The organism is Flavobacterium turcicum, assembly GCF_011365745.1.
GTDB classification, from domain to species: Bacteria; Bacteroidota; Bacteroidia; order Flavobacteriales; family Flavobacteriaceae; genus Flavobacterium; species Flavobacterium turcicum.
Map to the genome: position 1 here is coordinate 62,436 of NZ_JAAOBY010000002.1, position 26,604 is coordinate 89,039.

Sequence of the window (26,604 nt, forward strand, 5' to 3'; positions counted from 1 at the left end):
AATGTTATTTTTTAGAAAGCAATTCGATGTTATTGCGATGTAATTTCAGCAAACCTCTTTGTTCCATCTTTTTTAAAAGTCTTGAGATAACTTCTCTTGATGTGTTTAAGTCAGATGCTATTTCTTGATGAGATAATTTTAGCTCATTCCAGCCACAAGAATCTGCATGACGCTGCAAGTAGAATTCCAAACGTTCATCCATGGCTCTAAAGGCAATACTATCAATTACCTCTAAAACTTCTTCAAATCTGTTTCGATAGGTTTCGATCACGAATTCGTACCAAGAGCGGTGCTGCATCATCCATTTGTTCATAACTGCTAGCGGTATAGTGATTAGCTCGACTTCATCAACTACTTTGGCCATTATTTGGCTTTTTTCATTTCTGGTGGCGCAAATCATTGATAACGCACAAGCTTGACCAGGATGTAAATAGTACATAAAAAATTCGCCACCATCTTGGTCTTCACGATAAATTTTTACGGTGCCGCTCACAACCAATACCGTATTTTTAATGTACTGACCAGTTCGCATTAAAATACTACCTGCTTCTTGTGTTTGGTAAGAAGCTTCTTGGTCTACGGCAGCGAGTAAGTCAGGCGAGAATTGCGGAAAAATTGTTTTTAAAGGAACAATCATCTGTTGTTAATTTTAATTTTTGATGATGGTAAAAGTACTTTATAAAATAGAAAATAGTAGATGATTTGGATATATTTTTTAAGCTAACTACTTTATTTTTAAGTAATTAATTTTGTATGTCCTATCGATGAAATAGGGTGTTTTGCTAATTTTAAAACCGATTTCGGCTATAGTATTGATTGTAATACGGTTGCGAAATCGTTTTCTTGTTTTTATTATCTAATTAACAAAAGCCACGATAACTGTTACTTAAAAACGTCGTATTTTTACAAAAAAAACATCATTATGAATTTAACACAAGAAGATTGGGTAGCTCAGTTTGAAGCTGAAGAAAATGCGGTAATACTTGACGTAAGAACTGCTGATGAGTTTAACGAAGGTTTTATCGCAAACGCTATTAATATTGATATTCACAAAGGTCAAGGTTTTATTGACGCTGTTGAAGAATTGGATAAAGATAAAAATTACTATGTTTATTGCCGTTCCGGAATGCGTAGCGCCAAAGCTTGCGAAATCATGAATCAATTAGGTTTTGAAAATGCGTACAATTTACTAGGAGGAATCTTAGATTGGGAAGGCGAAGTGGTAGAGCCTTAAACTACTACAATAGCTAATTAACTAACCACAAAACACCAACTAAATGAATACAATTCCTGAAGAATTTCAGATTAAAGCTTTATTGAATCAAGATACCTATTTGATCAACGGCGAATTAAAAAAGTGGGAAGGACAAACTTCACCTGTTTTTTCTACTATCTCTTCGACCGATGCTTATGGACCCACACTACTTGGTTCTATTCCGTTTATGAGTGAGGCAGAAGCTAACGAGGCAGTGCAAGCTGCAAGTGAAGCTTATAATAACGGACAAGGACTTTGGCCAACGATGAAAGTTGCTGACCGAATTAAGTGTATGGAGCGATTTGTTGAACAAATGAAAACCACTCGTGCCGAAGTTGTAAAATTATTAATGTGGGAAATTGGTAAATCATTGGGCGATTCTGAAAAAGAATTCGATCGAACAGTAGAATATATTTACGATACTATTACAAGTTTAAAAGAGCTCAATACTCGTAGCGCCTTTTTCTCGAAAGTGCAAGGTATTAACGCCATGGTACGCCGTGGTCCTCTCGGGGTAGTATTGTGTCTCGGTCCGTACAATTATCCTTTGAATGAAACATTTTCATTATTGATTCCCGCGTTAATCATGGGAAATCCGGTAATTTTCAAGCCTGCGAAACACGGTGTACTATTAATTTCTCCACTTTTAGAGGCTTTCCGAAATAGTTTTCCAAAAGGAGCTATAAACATTGTTTACGGTCGCGGTCGAGAGGTAGCTTCTCCAATAATGAAATCCGGGAAAGTTGATATTTTAGCTTTGATTGGCAATAGTAAATCAGCGATTGCCTTACAAGATCAACATCCCAATAAAAACAGATTGCGACTTATTTTAGGACTCGAAGCCAAAAATCCAGCGATTGTTTTACCTGATGCCGATTTGGATTTAGCGATTCAAGAATGTATTTCAGGCTCATTATCATTCAACGGACAACGTTGTACCGCACTCAAAATTATTTACGTTCACGAGTCTATTTCAGCAGAATTTAACAAACGCTTTGCAGCAAAAGTAGATGCGCTTGCCTTTGGAAACCCATGGGAAAAAGGAGTGTTTCTGACACCATTACCTGAAAAAGATAAACCTGCTTACATTCAAGAATTAATTGATGATGCTATAGCAAATGGGGCTTCCATCATTAATGAAAAAGGAGGACAAACAACTCCAAATGCGATATTTCCAGCCGTACTTTTTCCTGTAAATAAAGCTATGCGGGTGTATCATGAGGAACAATTTGGTCCTGTAGTTCCAATTATGACTTTTAGTGAAATTCAAGAACCACTTAACGATATGGCCGAATCAAATTACGGTCAGCAAGTAAGTTTATTTGGTAAGGATATTACAACGATAGCACCTTTGATTGATGCATTGGTAAATTTAGTTTGTCGTGTAAACTTAAATAGTTCTTGCCAAAGAGGTCCCGATGTGTTTCCGTTTACCGGCCGCAAAGATTCGGCAGTGGGAACTTTGAGTATCCATGATGCTTTGCGTTCGTTTTCAATACGAACTTTTGTAGCATCAAAAGACAATGCTTACAATAACGAGATCCTTCAAGAATTACTCAATAGTAAGGAATCCAACTTCATCAACACGGATTATATTTTGTAAATCAAGGGTTTTGAATTAAATAACAAAACATCTGAAAAGAAATCAAATAATATCTGGTTTTACTTTCAGATGTTTTTGTTTTATGCATTCTTCTCGTGGAGAATCTGAGTTATAACTTCTTTTCTTTTTACTTTTCCGCTTTCTGTTTCTAGAAATTGTGAAACAAAAAGAAAGTCTTTAGGTTTTTCGTAAGTACTTAAAGTTTCAAAAACATTAAGTGGAATTTCTCTTGATTCACCTTCAATGACAAGAATTAATTTTTCTCCCAAAGTAGCATCAGGGATTCCTGCTACAAAAAAGCGGTCTTTTATTTTTGAGGCGAGCTTTGTTTCAATTTGTTCGGGAATCAATTTAATTCCCCCGCTATTGATAATGTTATCTGCTCGACCTAATAAAATGAATTCTTTTTTATTTAAAATTTCAACCAAATCATTAGTTATCAAAACTTCTGAAGAAACTAGTGGCGCGTCAATCACCAAACAATCTCTTTGATCTTGACTAATAGTAACATTTGGTAAAACGGAGAAAGAAGTAGCGCCCACACGCTTAGCAGCAATATGCGAAACCGTTTCGGTCATTCCGTAAGTTTCAAAAATTTGCGTAGGCAATTTGGCAACCAAACTTTCTAGTTCTTGATTCATTTTGGCGCCACCCACGATTAGTTTTTTTACTTTTCCCAAACTATCTATTGAATTTTGTACCTGTAATGGTACCATAGCCGCAAAATGATAGGTTGTGGTGTTTTTAGCAAGAGGAGTACTGTTTGGTGTTACAAGATCGAGGTCAAGCCCCAAAATAAAACTACGCACCAACATCATTTTTCCAGCAATGTATTGTGTTGGAAGGCAATGCAAGGCTTTATTTCCTGGACTTAAATCAAAATAAGCCCCGGTAGCTAAAGCAGATTGCACCATTGCTGATTTTTGAACTTGTATTAATTTGGGAGTACCTGTTGTGCCAGAAGTACTCACTTCTAAATAAGGTTTCGCATCAAACCAATCTAATATAAAGGAGCCAATTGCTTGTTCATACGGATCACCTTCTTTAATAAAACTATACGCTACTCGGCATAAATCATCTCGATCCAGATGAAATCCATTTAATTTAAAAAGAGGATGTACTTTTTGATAGGTTGCGATCATAGCTTAAGATGGTTTAGGTTCTTTACCAAAGTTAGTCATTTAAAATTTTCCCTGTTAATTTTTCTTTCCAATTGGTCCATTGGTATTTTTTACCAAAAACAAATAATAGTATAGGATAGATAATAAGAATAGGTAAAATCACATCAAAGCCAGCAGAAGGATCAGAGACATCCTTAAAAATGGAGTTGGTTTGAAAGGCTGACCAGTCAGAGGTTACTAACAACGCGCCGATGAGGTTGTTGGCCGCATGAAATCCCAAAGCCAGTTCCATGCCTTCATCCATTAAGGTGATGATCCCCAAGAATAATCCGGTGCCAATGTAGTAAACCATAATAATTGGACCCATCTGCGTTACTTCGGGGTTAAACCAATGCATGCCACCAAATATTATAGAAGTAAGAAGCAGTGGAAACCATTTATTTTTTGATAAAGTAGCAAAGCCTTGCATTAAATAACCTCTAAAAATATACTCTTCGGTGCTGGTTTGAATAGGAATTAGTAGCGCGCCAATAATTACCAAAAAGGCAAACGGTAGAGGATTAAAGTTCCATTTAAAATCTTCAGGGTATAAAAAATAGGAGATTAATGTGGTAACAATGGTAATCGAAGCCCAAACTGTAAATGATAAGGCAACACGTTTCCAATCTACTTTTTTGCGCGAAGTGGTAACTGATAAAAAGGATTGATTATGATAAAAACGAACCAATAAGTAAAGCGCTGCTAGCACAATTGCGAAAGGAATCAAAAGAAAAAATAGTGTTGTATTCGAATCGAAATAATGCATCATTCCTTTTTCAGAAGTAGGAAACGGAAGGTTGTTTGATTGCGAGTCAATAAAAAGCGCTCCTACAAATAACAACTGCCCAATAAATGATACAATTATCAATATCAGAGAACCCAGCATGTAGCCCCAAAATGAATTTTTTTTTTGTATTCCTTGTTCGATGTACATACAATTAAGTTTAATTATTTCTTAAATAAGTTTAACAAATGCTACTTTTGTTACATTAAATAATCAGAATTTTTCCATTAATTATTTTAAAAGTATATCTCATGATAAAAGTTTTTCATAATGTCCGTTGCGGTAAGTCTAGAACATGTTTGGCTGTATTGACATCTAATAATATAGATTTTGAAGTTGTTAATTATTTACAAGAAGCGCCAACTTTTCAAGAATTAGAAGCAATCCTTTTAAAGTTAAATTACAAACCCATTGATTTGATTCGACAAAAAGAGAAAATTTGGATAGAAAACTTCAAAGGAACTGAAATGACTGATGAGGCTATAATTCAAGCAATGGTACAATATCCCATTTTAATCGAACGTCCGATTGTAATTGATCGTAACAAAGCTATTGTGGGACGTAATGAAAAATTGCTCCAAGATTTTTTAGCAATTTAAGTACGTATTTTTTTATTAACATTTTTTTGTGATTCTCCTTATTAAACCATTAATCGGTTTAGTCATCTAAAAAGCGTAACCAAAGTTTTAAAAAATGAAAAAAATCAAATCCGTTTTAATTCTTGTTCTTGTTTTTACATCGCTCTTCACTTTTGCACAACCGGGCGCTGCAGGATCAAAAATTAAAATATCAGGTAAGGTTGTCGAAAAAGTAAGCAAGCAGCCATTAGAGTACGCAACTATTACCTTTATGCTACCCAATGATCCGAAACCAGTAGCTGGTGGAATCACCAATGCAACAGGTCAATTTGACATTGAGGTAAAACCAGGAGTGTATGATATAAAAATTGAATTTATATCTTTCAAATCCAATGACATCAAACAAAAAAATCTTCAAAAAAGTACTAATCTTGGAGTTATTAGCCTTGATGAAGATGCCAATCAGTTGAATGAAGTAGTTATTAGAGCTGAAAAAACAACTGTCGAAATTAAACTTGACAAAAAAGTATACAGTGTAGGGAACGACCTTATGGTAAAAGGAGGTACTGTAAGTGATGTACTTGATAATATTCCATCAGTATCTGTTGATGTAGAAGGAAATGTAAGCTTACGCGGAAACGAAAATGTACGTGTTTTAATTGACGGACGACCTTCGAATGCAATCAATATCTCTGAGGCATTACGTTTGATTCCAGCAGATGCCATCGAAAAAGTTGAGGTCATCACGAACCCATCTGCACGTTATGATGCTGAAGGTGGAGGAGGATTATTAAACATCATCTTGAAAAAGGGAAAAAATCAAGGATTGAACGGAACTGTAATTGCTTCTGTAGGAGATCCTGCTAATTATGGTTTGAGTGGTACTTTAAATTATAAGTCTAAAAACTTTAATCTTTTTACTACACAAGGATACAACGATCGTAATAATCCAGGAAACGCAATCACAAACACGGATTATTTGAACGACAACAACCAAATTACAAATTCTGTAAATGAATCTCGTACTAACGAAAGATTGAGCAAAGGATATAATGGAAATTTTGGTGTAGAATGGTATTTGAACGAAAGCACTTCTTGGACAAATTCATTTAACTACAGAAAAAGCAACGGAGACAACACCGATAATGTATTCCAAGATTATATTAATGGGGATGGATCTTTTAATTACCGCAGAAATCGTATCAACATAGAGGGAAGCGACAATGAAAGTGTTGAATTCTCTTCGAACTTCATTAAGAGATTCAAAAAAGATGGTCACAAATTAACTATTGATGGATCGTTCTCAACGAGTGATGAGTTCAATGATGCTTTGATTACGGATACTGCAACAAATACTAGTGACGTAAAATTTGATACTACATTGAATGATCAAAAACAAAGTAGAAACTTGATCCAAATGGATTATGTTCTTCCCTTGGGAGAAGCTAGTCAATTTGAGGCAGGATATCGTGGCGATTTTTCAGAATTATTGACCGATTATAGTGTGCTTAATGATGGGGTTTCTAATCCGAACTTTACTAACATGTTGCAATACAAAGAAAAAGTAAATGCTTTGTACACGCAATACGGAACCAAGTTTAACAAGTTTTCTGTTTTATTAGGATTGCGTTTTGAAGATTCAAACATCAACATCAATCAGTTGGCTACCGACGATTTTAATACAAAAAAGTACAATAACTTTTTTCCAAGTGCCTTTTTTACTTACGAGATATCGGACAAAAGTAGTGCCTCTGTAAGTTACAGTCGTAGAATTCAAAGACCAAGAGGACGTTTGTTAAATCCGTTTAGCAACTTGTCAAGTAACATCAACATCTTTGTTGGTAATCCTGATTTAGATCCAGCATTTACAGATGCGATTGATTTTGGATACATCAAAAGATGGGAAAAATTGACTTTTAATACTTCTTTGTATTTAAATAAAACAAGTGATGTATTTCAATTTGCAAGAAGAGAATCAGGTGATTTTGTAAATGGTATTCCTGTAACAATAAGCTCACCAATCAATTTAGCCACAGAATACAGAGCAGGTTTTGAATTTACTTTGAATTATTCTCCATACAAATGGTGGAAATTAAATGGGAATTTTAACTTTTTCAGAAATGAAACACAAGGGGTGTTTACTTACACCAGTTTTTCAGGTGATGAGGTTGTACAAGATTTTAACAACGTAGCTACGTCATGGTTTACAAGAATTACTTCAAAAATTACTTTACCATATAAAATCGATTGGCAAACAAATGCAACTTACAATGGTCCTCAAAATAATGCTCAAGGCAGAAGTTTAGGCGTATTTGCAGCTAACTTAGCATTTAGTAAAGATGTTTTAAAAGACAAAGGTACGCTGTCATTTAACGTAAGTGACGTGTTTAATTCTCGAAAAAGAATTATGGAAACTAACTTGCCACAATTTGCAAATTCGTTCAGCGAAATGCAGTGGAGAGTACGTCAAATCAACTTATCATTTACGTATCGTTTCAATAAAGCGAAAAACGAGCGTGATAAGCCAGAGCGCAAAATGCAAGGTGACGGCGAAGGCGATTACCAAGGATAAAACAGAAAGGACTCATGAAAATGAGTCCTTTTTTTTATTCTTGTAAATTAGATTGAAACCCAAAAAAAAAGGACACCCATTGGATGTCCTTTTTTATAATAACAAAAAGCTTATGCTGATTGTTCTTGCTTCTTTTTTGCTCTTTTCTCTTTAAAAGCTTCCCAACTAGCTCCGCCAACCCAATAGGATACGAAACCAACAAGAAAAAACATTAACCAAAAACCTATAGTTAGTATGGTCAAGAAAAGTAAAAAGCCTAAATACTGTGAAAATTCAAACATGTTTTCCGGAATTTTGAATGTTGCTACAAATGTAAGTTTAATTCTTTGTGATAGCAATAATTTTTAATAAAAACTGATGACAATTTTCAACCTTACAATAAATAGCGTAACTTACTTTCTTGAAAAATTAAAACGACTTTGGTTTGTTTTTAATATGCTGAATTGATGAATTTTAACTTTGTTTAAGCTTCAATAACGTAACTAAAAAATAATTGAAATGAAGTACCGAATTGAAAAAGATACCATGGGCGAGGTAAAAGTACCTCATGATAAATACTGGGGTGCCCAAACAGAGCGCTCGAAGAACAATTTTAAAATTGGACCAATTGCCTCAATGCCCATTGAAATTATTGAGGGATTTGCCTATTTGAAAAAGGCGGCAGCTCATGCTAATTTTGACTTGGGGGTTTTATCAGAAGATAAAAAAGAGGCTATCAGTGCTGTTTGCGATGAAATTTTAGCGGGTAGTTTAGCTGACCAATTTCCACTTGTGATTTGGCAAACAGGCTCTGGAACGCAAAGTAATATGAATGTAAACGAAGTAATAGCCAATCGAGCACAAGTCTTGGCGGGTTTACAAATTGGTATTGATGAACCTTTTGTAAAAGCAAATGATGATGTGAACAAATCGCAATCTTCAAATGATACTTTCCCCACGGCAATGCACATAGCAGCTTATAAAATGGTGGTTGAAAAAACAATTCCTGCGGTGCAGCAACTTCGCGATACTTTGCACAATAAAGCCATTGCGTTTCGCGACGTTGTCAAAATAGGTCGAACACACTTAATGGATGCAACACCGCTTACTTTAGGACAAGAACTTTCGGGTTATGTAGCACAATTAAATTTTGGAATTAGAGCCTTAGAAAACACATTGGATCATCTCTCTCAAATAGCACTAGGAGGTACCGCTGTAGGAACGGGCTTGAATGCGCCTGATGGTTATGATATAAAAGTTGCTGATTATATAGCACAATTTACAGGTCATCCGTTTGTAACCGCTACCAATAAGTTCGAAGCTTTGGCTGCACACGATGCGCTGGTAGAAAGCCATGGCTCACTAAAACAATTGGCTGTTTCTCTAAACAAAATTGCAAATGATATCCGATTGTTAGCATCGGGACCGCGATCTGGTATTGGAGAATTATTTATTCCAGAGAATGAGCCTGGTTCCTCAATTATGCCGGGAAAAGTGAATCCAACGCAATGCGAAGCTTTAACATTGGTGTGCGCTCAGGTTTTAGGTAATGATGTTGCTATAGCTATAGGAGGCATGCAGGGGCATTACGAGTTGAATGTTTTTAAACCCATGATTGCTGCTAATTTTTTACAGTCAGCGCGATTGTTAGCCGATGCTTGTGTGTCATTTGATGTGCATTGCGCTCAAGGTATAGAACCTAATTACCAAAGGATTGCTGAGTTGGTTAACAATTCTTTGATGTTGGTAACTGCTTTAAATACTAAAATTGGGTATTACAAATCAGCAGAAATTGCGCAGTTGGCACATAAAAACGGAACTACTCTAAAGGAGGAAGCTGTTCGATTAGGATATGTCACCGCGGAAGAATTTAACGAATGGGTTCGACCAGAAGAAATGGTGGGTAAATTAAAATAGTCTTCTTTATAAGATTTTTTGGCTCAAGAATAAAAAAAGAAAAATCTTGTACGCTACAGTACAAGATTTTCTTTTTTTGAAGTAATTATTGATACTGCAACTGTTTTCATAAGATGCATACTTTTTATTTTTGCATCAAAATCATATATCGGACTCGTAATCATGAGCTCATTTATTTGTGTATATTGTATAAATTGTTGCAGTTCGCGCGCAATTTTCTCAGGACTTCCCACAAAAGAGCAGGCTGTCATTTGATCTACATGAAATTTTTCTACTTCGCTCATTTGATCATTAATACCTTCAACGGGCGGTTGCAAGGGTTTGCGGTCGTTTCGAATTAAGTTCAAAAACATTTGCGTTAAACTTGTGGCAAGTTTTGCCGCTTCTTCGTCTGTATCAGCAGTGACTGCATTAACGCAAGCCATCATTTTGGGTTTTTGTAAATACGCTGAAGGTTCAAAATGGTCTCGGTAATACTGAAAAGCTTGATGCATGAGTTTTGGAGCAAAATGACCTGCAAATGCGTACGGAAGTCCTTTAGATGCTGCTAATGCGGCGCTGTCTAAACTGGAACCTAAAATCCAAATGGGTACAGAAACACCTTCTGCAGGAAACGCTCGTACTTTTGCGGAAGCATTATTTACATTAAAAAAGTCTTGCAAAGCCGTTACGTTTTCTGGGAAACGTTGCGATTGTTCTACAAAATCTTTACGAATGGCCTGCGCTGTTAAACCATCGGTGCCCGGTGCTCTACCTAATCCTAAATCAATACGGTTGGGATACAAAGTGGCTAATGTTCCAAATTGTTCAGCTACAATCAGTGGTGCATGGTTGGGTAACATGATTCCGCCAGAACCTACGCGGATCTTTTGCGTTTGTGAAGCTATATGACCTATTAAAACTACGGTTGCTGAACTGGCTACGTGTGCCATATTGTGATGTTCCGCCAGCCAAAAGCGCTTGTAACCCAATTTATCGGCTGTTTGAGCTAGTAGTTTAGTTCTCTCTAAAGTTGAAGTAGCGTTGCTATCCTCGGCAATAATTGCCAATTCTAAAATCGAAATAGGAAGGGATGCTGACATTGTATTTTTTTACAAAATTAAGCAATACTTCCCTTTGCAAGTCTTTACGGATTGTTAATTGAATGGTAATTGTTACGATAACTATTTGAAAAAAAATAACCTGTAATCAAAGACTACAGGCTAATAAGTATGAATTTTATTATCGATTTTATTTCGAAGCGTATTAAATATGAGTTACCAATATACGTAAGAATCTGTTTATTGACCGTCTACATAATCTTGCAAATAGCTAAATCTCTCGGTCAATTTGCCGTTTTGAGTAATTTGTGCACGTTGTAAAATACCGTCTTTATCTCCATCAAAGAAAGCTGGAATCACATTATCTAGAAACATTTGCCCAAATCCTTCGCTAGCATCTTTTGGCAATTCACAAGGCAAATTATCAACTGCCATAACCACTATCGCACCCGGATGAAAAACATCGACTTCCTTGTTTTCTAGCGGCAAGTAGCCGTACAAAGGTTCCGCTATTGTTGAGGCACGCAAAGTACAAGCAATTGGTCCGTTCACATCGCAGGAAACATCAGCTACAATTTTGATTTTACAATCTTTTGAATTTAACATTTCTTGTGTCAAAATCATTGGAGCTTCATTGGCATGAAAATGTCCTGAAATATAGATGTCAGAAACAGTGGTAAATCGTTCAAAATTGGTTTCGTATTCAGTTGGGTTTTGGTAAAAATCAAAATAATCCAAAACTTGGCCGTCTTTTCGTTTATTGTAATCTAAAACATCAATTTGCGTATAAACAGCTTGAGTGTAATTTTTAGTCAAATAATTTTCTACGGTTACCGATTTGATTTTCATGGCATCGAGTATTTCTTTCGCACCGCTTCCTACTTTTCCGCTACCGGTAATTACAAATTTAATAGGAGGTAAAATCACACGTTTCAGTTGTGCAATCAGCGCTTCTTTTCCCGAAAGGGTTTCTGCTTTAGGTAACTTGAACAATTCAAATTTGATTCCGAAAGCACGAATTCCGTTGTACGCACCAACCATGCCAGCATAGCGACCAAAACCTATTAGCCTTTGGTTTTTAGCATTCACGATAGTTTCGTGGTCAAACAAAGAAATGTTTTCTTTCAATATGGTTTGTAGCAAATTTCTATTGTACGGCTGTTTTTTAATAGTATGCGAAAAAAAGAAATACGATTTATTAGGAATTAGTGCTTCAACAGGAACTTCTTTTACTCCCAACAAAACATCGCAAGTACTAAGATCAGTACCAACTTCGATTCCGGCTTGTTCATAGGCTTCGTCTGTAAAAATGCGACAATCTGAACTTTCAACAAGAATTTCTATGCTTGGATATTGATTTTTTAATTTTACTAATGCCTCTGGAGAAAAAACAACTCTACGATCTGCTGGTTTTTTTCTTTCTTTTATGATTCCAAACTTCATTTTATAAGTTTTTTCTAAATTATAATATAACTTTAATAATTCAATTTGTTACAAATATAACAAATACCCTTTCTCTTTTAATTTTTTTTCGAAAAATTCGATAGTTTTTATTCAAGTATGCACTGATGTACAATTTAGTAGCATTCCAAAAGTCTTTTACTACTGATAAAATACTGTTAAGGTTTAAAAAAAAGAAGGAGCAAAAACAGACTGATTCTATATATTTGTCTTTCTAGTTATACCACAATGAATTTTATTAAAAACGCAAATATACTACATATATCACTCCTTTTTTTGATTTTTGGATCTTGTGCCAAAGAGAAAGTAAAGGTAGAATTACGAGACGATCAATTGCCAAAAAATAGGTTGCCAATAATGAAACCTTTGGCAGCAGCTGAGCCAAAACTTATGGCTTCGTATGTAAATGTGAAGCGTGCTGAAATCGATTCTTTTTACAAAAAAAACTGGCCCAATCAAACTGCAAATGGAAGCTTTTTGGTAGCCAAAAATGGTCAAATCATTTACGAGAAATATGAAGGTTTCTCCAATTTTAGAGATGAAACTGTTATTACAGCAAATACTCCTTTGCATATTGCATCTGTAAGCAAGGTGTTGACGGCCACTGCAGTATTAAAATTGGTTAACGCCAAAAGGTTGAGTTTAGATCAAAAAGTAAATACCATTTTAAAGTCTTTTCCTTATCCAGAAGTGACAGTGCGTACCTTGCTGAATCACCGTAGCGGATTGCGTAACTATGCTTATTTTACCGATCGTGATAAATCGGTTTGGGACAGGCATAATACCTTGACTAATACAGATATTTTGACCATTATGGCAACTAAGGATATCGGTTTAGAGTTTGCAACTGATACTCGTTTTGCGTACTGCAATACCAATTATGCAATGTTAGCGCTAATTATAGAAAACATTACAAAATTGTCTTACGAGGAGGCTATGAAAAAAATTATTTTCGAACCACTAGGTATGAAAAACACTTATGTTTTTGATTACGAGCGTGATAAAGAAACTGCTGTCACTTCGTATAAAGGCAATAAAGTAGAAATAGGAAAGGATTATCTTGATGCAGTGTACGGAGATAAAAATATTTACTCTACGCCACGTGATTTATTGAAATTTGATCGTGCTAGGAGCAGTGCTCAGTTTTTGTCGAAAGACCTAAACAAACAAGTCTATCAACCTTATAGTAATGAGCGAAAGGGAACTAAAAATTACGGACTTGGTATCAGAATGATTAATTGGGAGACGGGACAAAATTTTTATTTTCACAATGGTTGGTGGCACGGGAACACGTCATCTTACATTACTTTAACTAAGGAAGGCGTCACCATCATTGCACTTTCAAATAAGTTTACACGCAAAACGTATGATGTTAGAAAACTGGCTACATTATTCGGAGATTATCCGTTTAATTTTCAGGACGAATAAATAAAAAGGCACTATTTTTGAGATAGAAGATTATAAAAAAGTGTACATTTGCACTCACAAAAAAAATGAGAAAATTGGGGTCGACTGGTTTTGACAGCAAGTCGAATTGATAAGTAAGCACGTCGAGCATTGAGGCCTTGCTCGTAAATATAAGATCTTACACTTTTACACGGCGAAAATAACTACGCTTTAGCTGCATAATCCGAATTATAGTACGATTACGCCACGTTCCTATCAGATAGGAAAGCTGGATTCTCCTTGAAAGCCTTGGTTTGTGGCGTTCAGTACAGGGGAACCGTAAAAATAAACCTAGATTTCCATGAGCTTCGGGTGGATTTCGACATTAAGAAGATAAGTAGGGTGTGGTTGTTTCTGGCCGAGCACACTATCGAAAATTCAATCAGGAAATAAGCGCGTAGAAAGCTTTTTAGTTGCTTGTTTGGACCCGGGTTCGATTCCCGGCGACTCCACAAAAAAAAACCGTAAGAACTTCATTTGAAGTGTTACGGTTTTTTTTATTTGTATTTTCCAGATATCTCACCAGCACTTTTTTTGTCTTGATCTCCTTTTTATGGTATTCTGGGATCAATTTTTGCATCAGTCTTTTCCAAATCCTTCCATTTTTATTTCACAATTATTGCCTCTGTAACATTTGTCACTGTGAGTGTTTTATATGGCTCTTACTTTTGTGTCAGATGAAAAACAGGTTTAATCTCTTGCGAGCAAATTAGCATCCAATTTTAAATAAGTACCACGATGAATTCAGAACAAAAGAAAAATAAAGATCTCATTTTACGAGAAAAACTAGCACTTCAGCGCACAACGTTGGCTAATCAATCTACTTTTTTGTCATTTATGCGAACGGCTATGTATTTTTTAATAGCAGGTTTAAGCCTTAAAAATTTAATTACAGTTCCAAATAGTTTTTATATCGAATTGGGCTTGTTTGCCTGTTCATTGATCATTTTTGTATTCGGAATTGCAAATTATTTTGTTCATCGCAAGTCAATTGCTAACAATAAAAAACATGTAGGTGATTACCAACTTGAATATTTAAAACTTTAAGAATGACTGTAAAGTATTCTTGTGGAAAATTAACCTGAAATGAGTCTTTAAAAAAGGAGTTATGTGACAAAAGTAACAGAACGTTTCTTCTATTAACTCAACCTTTGTCAAAAATAATTTATGATTAACACTATGGAAATTTTAGAATTTATTAAACAACCTTGGCCTTGGTATGTCGCTGGCCCGCTGATAGGCTTAACTGTTCCCGCTTTATTGCTAATTGGAAACAAATCATTCGGAATTAGCTCTTCATTGCGCCATGCATGCGCTATTTGTGTGCCAGCAAATATTCCTTTTTTTAAATACGATTGGAAAAAGGAAATTTGGAATTTGTTTTTTGTGTTGGGAATTGTGCTTGGAGGCGTAATTGCCTTTTTTGGACTTTCAAATCCAGATCCTATTCAAATTTCCTCATCATTACAAACCAATCTAGCGCAATACGGTATTACTGAAATTAGCGGCATGCTTCCTGAGCAATTGTTTTCATGGAATAATTTGTTTACAGTTCCTGGTTTTGTGGTTTTGGTGCTTGGAGGATTTTTTGTTGGTTTTGGTTCGCGCTACGCGGGAGGCTGCACAAGTGGTCATGCTATTTCGGGCTTATCTAATTTGCAAGTAGCGTCTTTAATTGCAACCTGTTGCTTTTTTATCGGTGGTTTGCTGATGGTTCATTTTATTCTGCCTTTTGTTTTAACTCTTTAATTTTAGTAACATGAATAACTTTAAAAATACTACACCTATTTATAAGGAGCAGGACAGCAATCGTGGTAGCTTTTTAAACTCTTTAAAATATTTAATCGTCGGGACACTTTTCGGAATTGTTTTTATCAAAGCCGAAATCATTAGTTGGTACCGCATTCAAGAAATGTTTCGCTTTGAATCTTTTCACATGTACGGTGTAATTGGTAGTGCAGTAGTAGTAGGAATGCTTTCTGTATTTATTATCAAAAAATATGAAATCAAAACATTTTCCGGTCAGCCAATTACATTTCAAGACAAGCCCTTTCACAAAGGTCAAATTATAGGCGGATTACTATTTGGTTGCGGTTGGGCACTTACGGGAGCTTGTCCAGGTCCTTTATTTGCACAAATAGGTAGCGGTGCCACTGTGATGTTAGTTCCTCTTTTAGCTGCTATTTTTGGTACTTGGGTTTATGGACTTTTAAAAGAACGTCTGCATTATTAATTGATATTCTCATGTCAACTGCTTTCTTTAGCATAAAATACAAGCTTCCATAGTTGATTTCGAATTGTAACTAAAATTTAGTTTATCTATTTGATTCAAAGGTAGAAAGAGATGTTTTACATCGGTCTGAAGTATGGTTTTTTTGTTGTGTTATAGTTTTTATCTATTGAAATTTTAATTAAGCTCAAATTTTTTTAGGTAAATTTGAAATTAGAAAATTAAAAATCAAACATATTATGGAAAATAATTCAAGACCTACCTCTTACAATGTCAATGGAGAGAGTAAATGTCCTTTCTCTGCTGGTGCAAATGCGCCTAAGCAAAGCGAACGTAATGGCAAAATCAATCGCGATTGGTGGCCAAATCAATTAAACCTGAATATCCTTCGTCAGAATGGAGTGGCTTCAAACCCGATGGGAGAGCACTTTAATTACGCTGAGGCATTTAAATCAGTTGATTTAGAGGTTTTAAAAAATGATATTAAAGAAGTAATCACAACTTCACAAGATTGGTGGCCTGCTGATTATGGCAGCTACGGTCCGTTCTTCATTCGTTTGGCTTGGCATAGTGCAGGTACCTATCGTATTGCCGATGGTAGAGGTGGAGCAGGTTTTGGTACACAACGTTTTGCACCATTAAACAGCTGGCCAGACAATGCTAACTTGGATAAAGCTAGACTATTATTATGGCCAATCAAACAAAAATACGGGAACAAAGTATCTTGGGCAGATTTAATGGTTTTAGTAGGAAACTGTGCGCTTGAGGTAGCTGGTTTTAAAACTTTCGGTTTTGCAGGAGGTCGTGTTGATGTTTGGGAACCACAAGAAGATATTTATTGGGGACCTGAAAAAGAATGGCTTTCATTAAGTACAGAACCACACAGCCGTTACTCTGGCGATCGTGAACTTGAAAATCCGTTAGCAGCAGTGCAAATGGGATTGATCTACGTGAATCCAGAAGGACCGGATGGAAATCCAGATCCACTGTTGGCAGCTAAAGATATCAGAGAGACTTTTGGTAGAATGGCTATGAATGACGAAGAAACAGTTGCTCTTATTGCGGGTGGACATACTTTAGGAAAAACGCACGGTGCTGCTGATCCAAATAAATATGTTGGAGCAGAGCCTGCAGCTGCCTCTATGGAAGAGCAAAGTTTAGGTTGGAAAAACACTTACGGGACTGGAAACGGTGCGGATACAATTACCAGCGGATTAGAAGGTGCATGGACAACCACTCCTGCAACTTGGAGTAACAATTACCTTGAAAACTTATTTGGTTACGAATGGGAATTAACTAAAAGTCCAGGTGGAGCACACCAATGGAAACCAGTTGGTGATGCAGGAGCAGGTACAGTTCCTGATGCGCACGACCCAAACAAAACGCATCAGCCGTTTATGTTAACTACTGATTTATCTTTAAGAGTAGATCCAGCTTACGAAAAAATTTCAAGACATTTCTTAGCTAATCCAGATGCTTTTAATGATGCTTTTGCAAGAGCTTGGTTCAAATTGACACACCGTGACATGGGACCAAAAGTTCGTTATTTAGGACCAGAAGTTCCTGCTGAAGAGTTAATTTGGCAAGATCCAGTTCCCGCAGTTAATCATGCTTTAATTGATGCTGAAGATGAAGCAACTTTGAAAGCAAAAGTTTTAGCTTCAGGATTGAGTATTTCTGAATTAGTAAGCACGGCATGGGCTTCAGCATCTACATTTAGAGGTTCTGATAAGCGTGGTGGAGCTAACGGAGCACGTATTCGTTTAGAGCCACAAGTAAACTGGAAAGTTAACAATCCAGCACAATTGCAACGTGTTTTACAAACTTTAGAAGGAATTCAAAATGAATTTAACGCGGCGCAAACTACTGGGAAACATTTATCAATTGCTGATTTAATTGTTTTGGCTGGAAATGCCGCAATTGAAAAAGCAGCTGCGAATGCAGGGCACGCAATTACAGTTCCTTTTGCAGCTGGTAGAACAGACGCTTCTCAAGAACAAACAGACGTAGAGTCGTTTGCAGTTTTAGAGCCACAAGCGGACGGATTTAGAAATTATGTGAAAACTAAATACACTGTTTCTGCAGAAGAAATGCTTATTGACAAAGCGCAATTATTGACTTTAACTGCGCCAGAAATGACAGTTTTGGTTGGTGGATTACGTGTATTAAACACTAATTTTGATCAATCTCAAAACGGAGTATTTACTAAAAAAGTAGATGCTTTAACTAATGATTTCTTTGTAAACCTATTGGATTTAGGTACTACTTGGAAAGCGGTTTCTGAGTCTGATGATGCCTTTGTAGGTAGCGATCGTATCGCTGGCGGAATCAAATGGATCGGAACAAGAGTTGATTTGATTTTTGGTTCTAACTCAGAATTAAGAGCACTTGCCGAAGTATATGCATACAGTACAAGTCAAGATAAATTTGTAACTGATTTTGTTGCAGCTTGGACTAAAGTAATGAATCTTGACCGTTTTGATTTGGTTTAGATTTTGAATTTAATTTGTTAGAAAAGTGAGTTGGAAACAACTCACTTTTTTGTTTTAAAAGGATATTTAATCGATTTTTAAATTGTTTAGTTCCATAAAAAAAGCCCGACTGTAAATCGGGCTATTTTGTTTTATGTATTTTTGCTATCAGCAATTAAGTCAATGTGATTTACACTTGAATTACGCCCAAGTTAAACGCTTTTTCAATAGGAGCGTGGTTGGCCGCTTCAATTCCCATAGAAATCCAAGTTCTGGTATCGAGAGGGTCAATGATAGCGTCTGTCCATAAGCGTGAAGCTGCGTAGTAAGGAGAAACTTGTTCGTCATAACGTGCTTTGATGGTGTCGAATAGTTCTTTTTCCTTGGTTTCGTCTACCAATTCACCTTTTGCCTTGAGCGATGAAGATTCAATTTGAGCTAAAACTTTAGCTGCTTGCGTTCCACCCATTACCGCTAGTTCAGCGCTTGGCCAAGCAAAAATTAATCGAGGATCATAAGCTTTACCACACATGGCATAGTTGCCAGCACCGTAGGAGTTACCTACAATCACTGTGAATTTTGGAACAACAGAGTTAGAAACGGCATTAACTAATTTAGCACCGTCTTTGATGATTCCGCCGTGCTCGCTTTTCGAACCCACCATAAAACCGGTAACATCTTGTACAAATACCAACGGAATTTTCTTTTGGTTACAATTAGCAATAAAACGAGTAGCTTTGTCAGCGCTATCAGAGTAAATCACTCCTCCAAACTGCATTTCGCCATTTTTGGTTTTTACTACTTTGCGTTGATTAGCTACAATTCCAACTGCCCAACCGTCAATGCGGGCATAACCTGTGATGATGGTTTGTCCGTAACCATCTTTGTATGTTTCAAATTCAGAGTTATCGACCAAACGGTGAATGATATCCATCATATCGTACTGTTCGCTGCGCGCTTTTGGCAACAAACCGTAAATTTCATTTTCGTCAAATTTTGGTTTTTCTGGAGTAATACGGTTGTAGCCAGCTTTGTCAAAATCACCAATTTTATCGACTATTTTTTTAATTCTATCCAAAGCATCTTTATCGTCTTTGGCTTTATAATCAGTCACACCTGAAATTTCACAATGTGTTGTTGCACCGCCCAAAGTTTCATTATCGATGCTCTCGCCAATGGCAGCTTTTACTAAATAACTGCCTGCCAAAAAGATACTTCCAGTTTTATCAACAATCATAGCTTCGTCACTCATGATTGGTAAGTACGCGCCACCTGCTACACAACTTCCCATAACTGCAGCGATTTGTGTAATACCCATACTGCTCATTTGCGCATTATTTCTGAAAATACGGCCAAAATGTTCTTTATCTGGAAAAATTTCATCTTGTAATGGCAGATAAACACCGGCACTATCTACAAGGTAAATGATTGGTAATCTGTTTTCCATTGCGATTTCTTGTGCGCGAAGATTTTTCTTTGCTGTAATTGGGAACCAAGCACCCGCTTTTACCGTGGCATCATTGGCAACAACCACGCATTGTTTGCCTTTGATATAACCAATTTTTACCACCACACCTCCTGATGGACATCCGCCGTGTTCTTTGTACATTCCTTCGCCTACAAAAGCTCCAATTTCTAAACTTTTTGCTTTCGGGTCTAACAAATAATCAATGCGCTCGCGGGCTGTCATTTTGCCTTCGCTATGTAATTTTTGAATGCGTTTTTCGCCGCCGCCAAGTTTAACAATGCTTAATTTTTGGCGCAAAGCAGATAACAAAAGTTTATTGTGGTCTTCGTTTTTATTGAAGTTCAAATCCATGGTCAATTATAGTTATAAAAGTTTGTGCTAAAATACAAAAAGGAACTTAATTATTAGTATCAATGTCGTGTTCTAGTGAAAAAAATAGCGTGTTTGATTGCTATATAAACAAAAAAACAGAAGCGAACTTCTGTTTTTTTATGGATATGATAAAAAAAATAATTATTTATTTTTAGATTCGTTAACGAGTCTTTTTAAGATGGCCCATTGTTTTAAGGCATCTCTAGCCTCAACCGCAGGGTAACCCAACATTGTTTTGCCGGCAGGAATATCGCCAGTTACACCAGATCCAGCACCAACAATAGCACCATCACCAATAGTTGTATGGTCTTTTATCGATGCGCTTCCTCCAATGATTACGCCGTTTCCTAAGGTTACAGATCCAGCCAATCCGCTGTTTCCGGCCATGATACAAAATTTACCAAGTTTACTGTTATGACCAATTTGTACCAGATTATCAATTTTACATCCATCACCAAGAACGGTAGAGCTAAATTTTCCGCGGTCAACACAAGAGTTGGCGCCAATTTCAACATTATTACCAATGATGACGTTACCAATTTGTGGAATTTTTACCAAACCCCGTTGTGGATCAGGTCGAAAACCAAAACCATCAGCACCAATTGTTGCATTCGGATGAATAATACAGTCGTTACCAATATGACAGCGCTCTCTTACCACCGTACCCGACCAAATTACGGTGTTTTTACCTACAGTTGATTCGTCTAAAATCGTTACGTTTGGATAGATAGTTGAGTTGTCGCCAATTATTACATTAGGTCCTATGTAACATCCAGCGCCAATCTTTGCGCCATTACAAATTTGTGCGGTAGCGTCAATGGTTGCAGTATGATGTATGCTAACTGCAAACACTGGGGTTGGCGGAGCAAAAAGTTCTAAAACTTGTGACATGGCTAAGTCGGCATTTTTTACTTTGATAAAAGCACGATTATCACCTGGTTCGATGCTAATATCTTCATTTACAACAGCAGCACAAGCCTTTGAGGTTGCCCAAAATTTTTCGTATTTTTTGTTTCCTATAAATGAAATCTCCGTAGTGCTGGCAGCTTCTAATTGTTCAGGAGCAGTAATGCTTGTTAGGGTTGACCCAACGATTTCTCCGTTAAGAATTTCGTTTATTTCGTTAATTGTATAGGATTTCATTGAAAAATTGGAAGTTTTTGAGTTAAATATTTTTCAAATAAAAGAATTTACCCGTAGTTATCCTAATTAATCTTAGATTTTACCACGCTAAGCCATTTATTGGATTGTGATTCAAGTTTTATAAATGCATTTTTGATTTTCTTTTTTTAACTAAAAAATCCTATAAAAAAAAGTTTTTTATAGGATTTTAAAATTTATTCTTCTTTTTGTCCCATCATCATGAGATAGGCTTTTAGGAACTCATCAATTTCACCATTCATGACGCCATCCACATTGCTTGTTTCGTAGCCAGTCCTGACGTCTTTGACTAGTTTGTAGGGTTGCATCACGTAGTTTCGGATTTGTGAGCCCCATTCAATTTTCATTTTTCCGGCTTCAATATCTGCACGTTGCGCTTGTTTCTTTTTCAATTCAATTTCATACAATTGAGAACGAAGCATTTGCATGGCTCGTTGTCTGTTATCTTGCTGTGAACGCGTTTCTGAACATTGAATTTGAATACCGGTTGGTTTGTGAAACAGTTGTACTTTCGTCTCTACTTTATTCACGTTTTGCCCACCAGCGCCACTTGAGCGTGAGGTAGTAATTTCAATATCCGCAGGATTGATTTCAATTTCAATACTATCGTCAACAAGCGGGTACACGTAAACGGATACAAATGAAGTATGTCGTTTGGCGTTACTATCAAAAGGCGAAATACGTACTAAACGGTGTACGCCGTTTTCTCCTTTCAGATAACCAAATGAATAATCGCCCTCAAATTCTAAAGTTACTGTCTTGATTCCAGCGGCTTCTCCTTTTTGAAAGTTCAGTTCTCTGATTTTATAACCGTATTTTTCGCCCCACATCATGTACATACGCGTAAGCATTTCGGCCCAATCACAACTTTCAGTTCCACCAGCACCGGCTGTAATTTGAATTACGGCACTTAGTGTATCACCTTCGTCAGACAGCATATTTTTGAATTCGATGGCCTCAATATGTGCCTCTGTTTTGTTGTATTGCTCGTCTAATTCTTCTGTAGAAAGTTCTCCTTCTTTATAAAAATCATAGGCTAACTCTAATTCGTCGGTCATTTCAACCGCTTTATTGTAGTCTTCTATCCATTTTTTTTTGTTTCGAAGATTTTTTACCAAAAGCTCAGCCTCTTTAGGATTGTTCCAAAAATCGGGAGCAAATGTTTTTTCTTCTTCGTTAGATATTTCAATTAGTTTCGCATCAACGTCAAAGATACCTCCTCAACGCACCAAGGCGCTCCACAATACCTTTTATTTGTTCGGTAGTTGTCATAAAAATTAGTGTACTAGGTTGTTATTTAATCATTTTACCTCGCTACGTTTTTGCTGTGTAATATTAGTTCAGATTTAACGGAACTTATTGGAAATAACAATTCGTATTGTGTAAATTTGTGCCACAAAAATAGGAAAATTATGCGACGGTGCAATTGTAAGTGCTGCACCGTGTCTAAATAAAAATATATTATGGAAATAAATTTAATAAGCGATACGATTACAAAACCGTCTCGCGAAATGCTAGTGCACATGTTAAACGCAACTGTGGGAGACGATGTATACAAGCAAGATCCTACAGTTATTGCTCTTGAAGCCAAGGTAGCAGCCATGTTTGGTATGGAGGCTGGTCTTTTTTTTCCTTCGGGAACGATGGCTAACCAAACGGCTATTAAATTACATACGCAACCAGGCGAGCAATTAATTGCCGACAAATATGCACATGTTTATCATTACGAAGGTGGTGGAGTTTCCTTTAATAGCGGTGTATCCTGTTGTTTGCTTGATGGAAAACGCGGAATGATTACAGCAGATCAAGTGGCAGCAGCGATTAATGATCCTGAATTTTACCACAGCCCGTTAACGAGTTTGGTTTGCGTTGAAAACACAACCAATAAAGGGGGTGGAGCTTGTTATGAAATTGAAGATTTACAAAAAATTCAAGCAGTTTGCAAAGCTAATAATTTGAAATTCCATTTAGATGGCGCGCGAATTTGGAATGCATTGGTAGCTAAACGACAAGATCCTAGAGCTTTTGGGCAAATTTTTGATACGATTTCAGTGTGTTTGTCAAAAGGTTTGGGTGCTCCAATTGGTTCAGTGCTTTTGGGTGACAAAGCAACAATTCATCGTGCTTTACGTATCCGTAAAATATTTGGTGGAGGAATGCGCCAAGTAGGTTATTTGGCTGCAGCCGGAATTTATGCTTTAGATAATAATATTGAACGTTTGGCCGAAGACCACCGCAGAGCTAAAGAAATTGCTGAGGTATTAAAAAGGGTAAGTTGGGTAGCTTCTGTAGAGCCAGTAGAAACGAATATTTTGATTTTTACTTTGGTTCCGAATGTAATCGAGAAGAATTTAATCGAACTGCTAAAGCAGAAAAATATTTTAATTAGTTCAATGGGGCATGGTAAACTACGTATCGTAACCCATTTAGATTATAAAGAAGTAATGCATACTTATGTTCTTGAAACACTTCAAAAATTAGTGTAAAGCTAATTCAAGAATTTTTTAAAGTTTAAGGTTTACCGTTTTTATTGATTTCAAAAAATGGTAAACCTTAAACTTTTTTTTACTTAAACAAATTATCCATTCCTGGAATCATCGGCATATCCATTTTTGCCACAGCATCCAATTCGGCTTCATTAACTTGAGAGGCTTTTGCGATAGCTTTGTTTAAAACCAAAATCATATAATCCTCTAGTTGTTCTTTATCCTCCAAAAGTACATCGTCAATACTAATTGATTTGATCGCTCTGTTAGCAGTTAGCGTCACTTTAAGTAATCCATCTGAACTTTGTTCGTCAATCAATACCGTATTAAGTCTCTTTTTTGTGTCTTCTATTTTTTGTTGGGTCTCTTTTAATTTGCCCATCATTCCCATTAAATCCATGTTTAGCTATTTTTAAGTTAATTCAGTTACAAAATTACTATATTGCGTAGTCATTATCAATAAAAGATTCATGAAAAACACACCCTTCCTTAGTGGTGTTTGTCTTATTTTTGCAATTGTAAATAGTAATGTGCAAGCACAAAAAATAGTAACTCCTATGACTCAGCCAAAAGCTAAAATTATACCTAAAACGCTAGAAAAAAACAATCAAAAACGTATCGATAATTATTTTTGGCTAAACGATCGCGAGAATCCAGAAGTAATTGATTATTTGAATCAAGAAAATGCCTACTACGAAGCTGCTACTGCTGGTACGAAAGATTTTCAGAAGGCTTTGTATGAAGAAATGAAAGCTCGTATTAAAGAAGATGACCAGTCCGTTCCTTACTTGTATAATGGTTATTATTATATTACTCGTTACGAAACTGGCAAAGATTATCCGATTTATTCTCGAAAAAAAGGAAGCTTGAGCGCTGCAGAAGAAATTCTTTTTGATTGTAATGAATTAGCCAAAGGGCACTCTTATTTTCAACTTGGCGGAATGAGTATCAGCCCTGATAATAAATTGGTGAGTTTTGGAGTGGATACGGTGGGAAGAAGAATTTACACCATTCAAATCAAAAACCTAGAAACGGGCGAATTATTCTCTGACACTATTGAGAATGCTGATGGAAGTTCAGTTTGGGCAAATGACAATAAAACTATTTTTTACACCCGACAAGATACGGTTACGCTGCGTTCAGACAAGGTTTTTAAACACAAAGTAGGTTCTTCAGCTGATCAAGATGTCGTTGTTTTTTATGAAAAAGACGACACATTTAGTGTTTCTGTGGGAAAAGAAAAGTCTAAAAAATATATTGTAATTAGTTCAGGTAGCACACTTACAACGGAATATCGCATTTTAAACGCGGAGCAGCCTGATGGTGAATTTACTATTTTTCAAAAAAGAGTACGTGGTTTAGAATATAGTATTTCGCATTTTGGAGATTCTTTTTACATTCTAACCAACAAGGATAAGGCGAGCAATTTCAAACTAATGAAAACACCAGAAAATGCTACATCCAAAGAAAATTGGAAAGATGTAATTGCACACCGTGAAGATGTTTTGCTGGAGGACATTGAAATTTTCAAGAGCTATTTAGTTGTAGAAGAACGCTCAAATGGTTTGAATCACATTCGTATTATGCCTTGGAGTGGTGAAGCGGACTACTATCTGCCTTTTGGAAGCGAGACCTACAATGCATTTACTACAACGAATATCGATTTTGATACAGATGTTTTGCGTTACAGTTACCAGTCATTGGCTACACCTTCGTCAGTAATTGATTTTAACATGACAACTAAGGAGAAGACGATTCTAAAAGAGCAACAAGTTTTAGGTGGTAAATTTGATAAAGATAATTATACCGAAGAACGTGTGTGGGCGACTGCAAAGGATGGTACTAAAGTACCGATTTCGATGGTGTACAGAAAAGGCTTAAAAAAAGACGGTAAAAATCCGTTATTACTTTATGCATATGGTTCATATGGTGTAACGATGGATACCTATTTTTCTTCTACACGACTTTCTATCTTAGATCGTGGATTTGTTTTTGCAATTGCACACATCCGCGGAGGCGAAGATTTAGGAAGGCAATGGTACGAAGATGGGAAATTGCTGAAAAAGAAAAACACGTTTACTGATTTTATTGACTGCTCGAAATTTGTAATAGAGCAAGGTTATACCTCTGCTGATCATTTGTACGCTGAAGGAGGTTCAGCAGGTGGATTGTTAATGGGTGCGGTGGTCAATATGGCTCCTGAATTGTATAAAGGCGTAATTGCTCAGGTGCCGTTTGTTGATGTTGTAACAACCATGCTAGATGATACTATACCATTGACAACGGGTGAATACGACGAATGGGGAAATCCAAACGTAAAAAAATACCATGATTATATGTTGTCTTATTCGCCTTATGATAACGTAAAAGCACAAAAATACCCTAATATGCTTATTACAACAGGCCTGCACGATTCGCAGGTGCAGTATTGGGAGCCTGCCAAATGGGTGGCCAAGCTTCGTGCATTTAAAACCGATGATAACGTTTTGTATTTGAATACCAATATGGATGCGGGTCATGGCGGGGCTTCAGGGCGATTTGAAGCATTGAAAGAACTCGCTAAGGAATACAGTTTTTTGTTAGATTTAGAAGAAATTAAAAACTAATTAGATTATTTTTGT

At 36.4% G+C, this 26,604-nt stretch carries 22 protein-coding genes and 1 other RNA gene; 13 read left to right on the top strand and 10 right to left on the bottom strand.

Annotated elements, in window-relative coordinates; translation table 11 throughout:
* Positions 1-4: 4 nt before the first annotated feature.
* Complete coding sequence (locus G9Q29_RS04215; RefSeq protein WP_166133664.1) at positions 5-637, bottom strand: Crp/Fnr family transcriptional regulator; 633 nt, start codon at positions 635-637, stop codon at positions 5-7.
* Positions 638-922: 285 nt separating this feature from the next.
* Here G9Q29_RS04215 and G9Q29_RS04220 point away from each other — a divergent pair, with 285 nt between their 5' ends.
* Both G9Q29_RS04220 and G9Q29_RS04225 read left to right on the top strand, forming a co-directional pair.
* Positions 923-1,234, top strand: coding sequence for a rhodanese-like domain-containing protein (locus G9Q29_RS04220; RefSeq protein ID WP_166133666.1), 312 nt, complete (start codon positions 923-925; stop codon positions 1,232-1,234).
* A 43-nt stretch (positions 1,235-1,277) separates the two neighbouring features.
* Positions 1,278-2,858 (top strand): NADP-dependent glyceraldehyde-3-phosphate dehydrogenase, encoded by a 1,581-nt coding sequence (locus tag G9Q29_RS04225; protein WP_166133668.1) that lies wholly within the window; start codon positions 1,278-1,280, stop codon positions 2,856-2,858.
* Positions 2,859-2,938: 80 nt separating this feature from the next.
* On the opposite strand, the gene G9Q29_RS04230 is transcribed toward G9Q29_RS04225, so the two are convergent.
* Both G9Q29_RS04230 and G9Q29_RS04235 read right to left on the bottom strand, forming a co-directional pair.
* The gene (locus tag G9Q29_RS04230) at positions 2,939-4,000 is read right to left on the bottom strand and encodes an AMP-binding protein (protein WP_166133669.1); all 1,062 of its coding nucleotides are present in this window, start codon (positions 3,998-4,000) and stop codon (positions 2,939-2,941) included.
* A gap of 31 nt (positions 4,001-4,031) precedes the next feature.
* Complete coding sequence (locus G9Q29_RS04235; RefSeq protein WP_166133671.1) at positions 4,032-4,952, bottom strand: CPBP family intramembrane glutamic endopeptidase; 921 nt, start codon at positions 4,950-4,952, stop codon at positions 4,032-4,034.
* A gap of 101 nt (positions 4,953-5,053) precedes the next feature.
* Between G9Q29_RS04235 and G9Q29_RS04240 the strand changes: the two genes are divergently transcribed.
* Complete coding sequence (locus G9Q29_RS04240) at positions 5,054-5,401, top strand: ArsC/Spx/MgsR family protein (protein WP_166133673.1); 348 nt, start codon at positions 5,054-5,056, stop codon at positions 5,399-5,401.
* Positions 5,402-5,495: 94 nt separating this feature from the next.
* Positions 5,496-7,952, top strand: coding sequence for an outer membrane beta-barrel family protein (locus G9Q29_RS04245; RefSeq protein ID WP_166133675.1), 2,457 nt, complete (start codon positions 5,496-5,498; stop codon positions 7,950-7,952).
* Between the two features lie 110 nt (positions 7,953-8,062).
* Here G9Q29_RS04245 and G9Q29_RS04250 read toward each other — a convergent pair whose 3' ends face one another.
* Positions 8,063-8,233 (bottom strand): hypothetical protein, encoded by a 171-nt coding sequence (locus G9Q29_RS04250; RefSeq protein ID WP_166133677.1) that lies wholly within the window; start codon positions 8,231-8,233, stop codon positions 8,063-8,065.
* Between the two features lie 217 nt (positions 8,234-8,450).
* On the opposite strand from G9Q29_RS04250, the gene fumC reads away from it, so the two are divergent.
* Complete coding sequence (gene fumC, locus G9Q29_RS04255) at positions 8,451-9,848, top strand: class II fumarate hydratase (protein ID WP_166133679.1); 1,398 nt, start codon at positions 8,451-8,453, stop codon at positions 9,846-9,848.
* Between the two features lie 53 nt (positions 9,849-9,901).
* Here the strand turns inward: fumC and G9Q29_RS04260 are convergent, their stop codons facing one another.
* On the bottom strand, positions 9,902-10,930 hold the full coding sequence (locus G9Q29_RS04260) for an LLM class flavin-dependent oxidoreductase (protein ID WP_166133681.1): 1,029 nt from the start codon (positions 10,928-10,930) through the stop codon (positions 9,902-9,904).
* A gap of 198 nt (positions 10,931-11,128) precedes the next feature.
* A complete protein-coding gene (locus G9Q29_RS04265) occupies positions 11,129-12,331 on the bottom strand; it encodes an NAD(P)-dependent oxidoreductase (RefSeq protein ID WP_166133683.1) in 1,203 nt (400 codons plus the stop codon).
* A gap of 246 nt (positions 12,332-12,577) precedes the next feature.
* Here G9Q29_RS04265 and G9Q29_RS04270 point away from each other — a divergent pair, with 246 nt between their 5' ends.
* The 6 genes from G9Q29_RS04270 to katG all read left to right on the top strand — a co-directional run bounded on the left by G9Q29_RS04270 (position 12,578) and on the right by katG (position 18,517).
* Positions 12,578-13,777, top strand: a complete 1,200-nt coding sequence (locus G9Q29_RS04270; protein ID WP_166133685.1) for a serine hydrolase domain-containing protein — start codon at positions 12,578-12,580, stop codon at positions 13,775-13,777.
* A gap of 76 nt (positions 13,778-13,853) precedes the next feature.
* Positions 13,854-14,250, top strand: a transfer-messenger RNA (tmRNA) gene (gene ssrA / locus G9Q29_RS04275).
* Positions 14,251-14,533: 283 nt separating this feature from the next.
* Positions 14,534-14,842 (top strand): DUF202 domain-containing protein, encoded by a 309-nt coding sequence (locus G9Q29_RS04280; RefSeq protein WP_166133687.1) that lies wholly within the window; start codon positions 14,534-14,536, stop codon positions 14,840-14,842.
* A gap of 138 nt (positions 14,843-14,980) precedes the next feature.
* Positions 14,981-15,544, top strand: coding sequence for a YeeE/YedE family protein (locus tag G9Q29_RS04285; RefSeq protein WP_166134606.1), 564 nt, complete (start codon positions 14,981-14,983; stop codon positions 15,542-15,544).
* Between the two features lie 10 nt (positions 15,545-15,554).
* Positions 15,555-16,028, top strand: a complete 474-nt coding sequence (locus G9Q29_RS04290; protein WP_166133689.1) for a DUF6691 family protein — start codon at positions 15,555-15,557, stop codon at positions 16,026-16,028.
* A 236-nt stretch (positions 16,029-16,264) separates the two neighbouring features.
* Positions 16,265-18,517 (top strand): catalase/peroxidase HPI, encoded by a 2,253-nt coding sequence (gene katG, locus G9Q29_RS04295; protein ID WP_166133691.1) that lies wholly within the window; start codon positions 16,265-16,267, stop codon positions 18,515-18,517.
* A 169-nt stretch (positions 18,518-18,686) separates the two neighbouring features.
* On the opposite strand, the gene G9Q29_RS04300 is transcribed toward katG, so the two are convergent.
* The 3 genes from G9Q29_RS04300 to prfB all read right to left on the bottom strand — a co-directional run bounded on the left by G9Q29_RS04300 (position 18,687) and on the right by prfB (position 22,769).
* Positions 18,687-20,315 (bottom strand): acyl-CoA carboxylase subunit beta, encoded by a 1,629-nt coding sequence (locus G9Q29_RS04300; protein WP_166133694.1) that lies wholly within the window; start codon positions 20,313-20,315, stop codon positions 18,687-18,689.
* A 162-nt stretch (positions 20,316-20,477) separates the two neighbouring features.
* A complete protein-coding gene (gene lpxD, locus G9Q29_RS04305; protein WP_166133696.1) occupies positions 20,478-21,479 on the bottom strand; it encodes a UDP-3-O-(3-hydroxymyristoyl)glucosamine N-acyltransferase in 1,002 nt (333 codons plus the stop codon).
* 194 nt (positions 21,480-21,673) lie between these two features.
* A protein-coding gene (gene prfB, locus G9Q29_RS04310; protein WP_166133698.1) for a peptide chain release factor 2 occupies positions 21,674-22,769 on the bottom strand; the annotation gives its coding sequence in 2 pieces (ribosomal slippage) (positions 21,674-22,705 and positions 22,707-22,769; 1,095 coding nt in all).
* A gap of 191 nt (positions 22,770-22,960) precedes the next feature.
* Here prfB and G9Q29_RS04315 point away from each other — a divergent pair.
* A complete protein-coding gene (locus G9Q29_RS04315; RefSeq protein WP_166133700.1) occupies positions 22,961-23,983 on the top strand; it encodes a threonine aldolase family protein in 1,023 nt (340 codons plus the stop codon).
* Positions 23,984-24,062: 79 nt separating this feature from the next.
* On the opposite strand, the gene G9Q29_RS04320 is transcribed toward G9Q29_RS04315, so the two are convergent.
* Positions 24,063-24,383 (bottom strand): YbaB/EbfC family nucleoid-associated protein, encoded by a 321-nt coding sequence (locus tag G9Q29_RS04320; RefSeq protein ID WP_166133702.1) that lies wholly within the window; start codon positions 24,381-24,383, stop codon positions 24,063-24,065.
* A 70-nt stretch (positions 24,384-24,453) separates the two neighbouring features.
* Between G9Q29_RS04320 and G9Q29_RS04325 the strand changes: the two genes are divergently transcribed.
* Positions 24,454-26,589: a S9 family peptidase gene (locus G9Q29_RS04325; RefSeq protein WP_166133704.1), complete on the top strand. Its 2,136-nt coding sequence runs from the start codon at positions 24,454-24,456 to the stop codon at positions 26,587-26,589.
* The last annotated feature ends 15 nt before the right edge of the window (positions 26,590-26,604 follow it).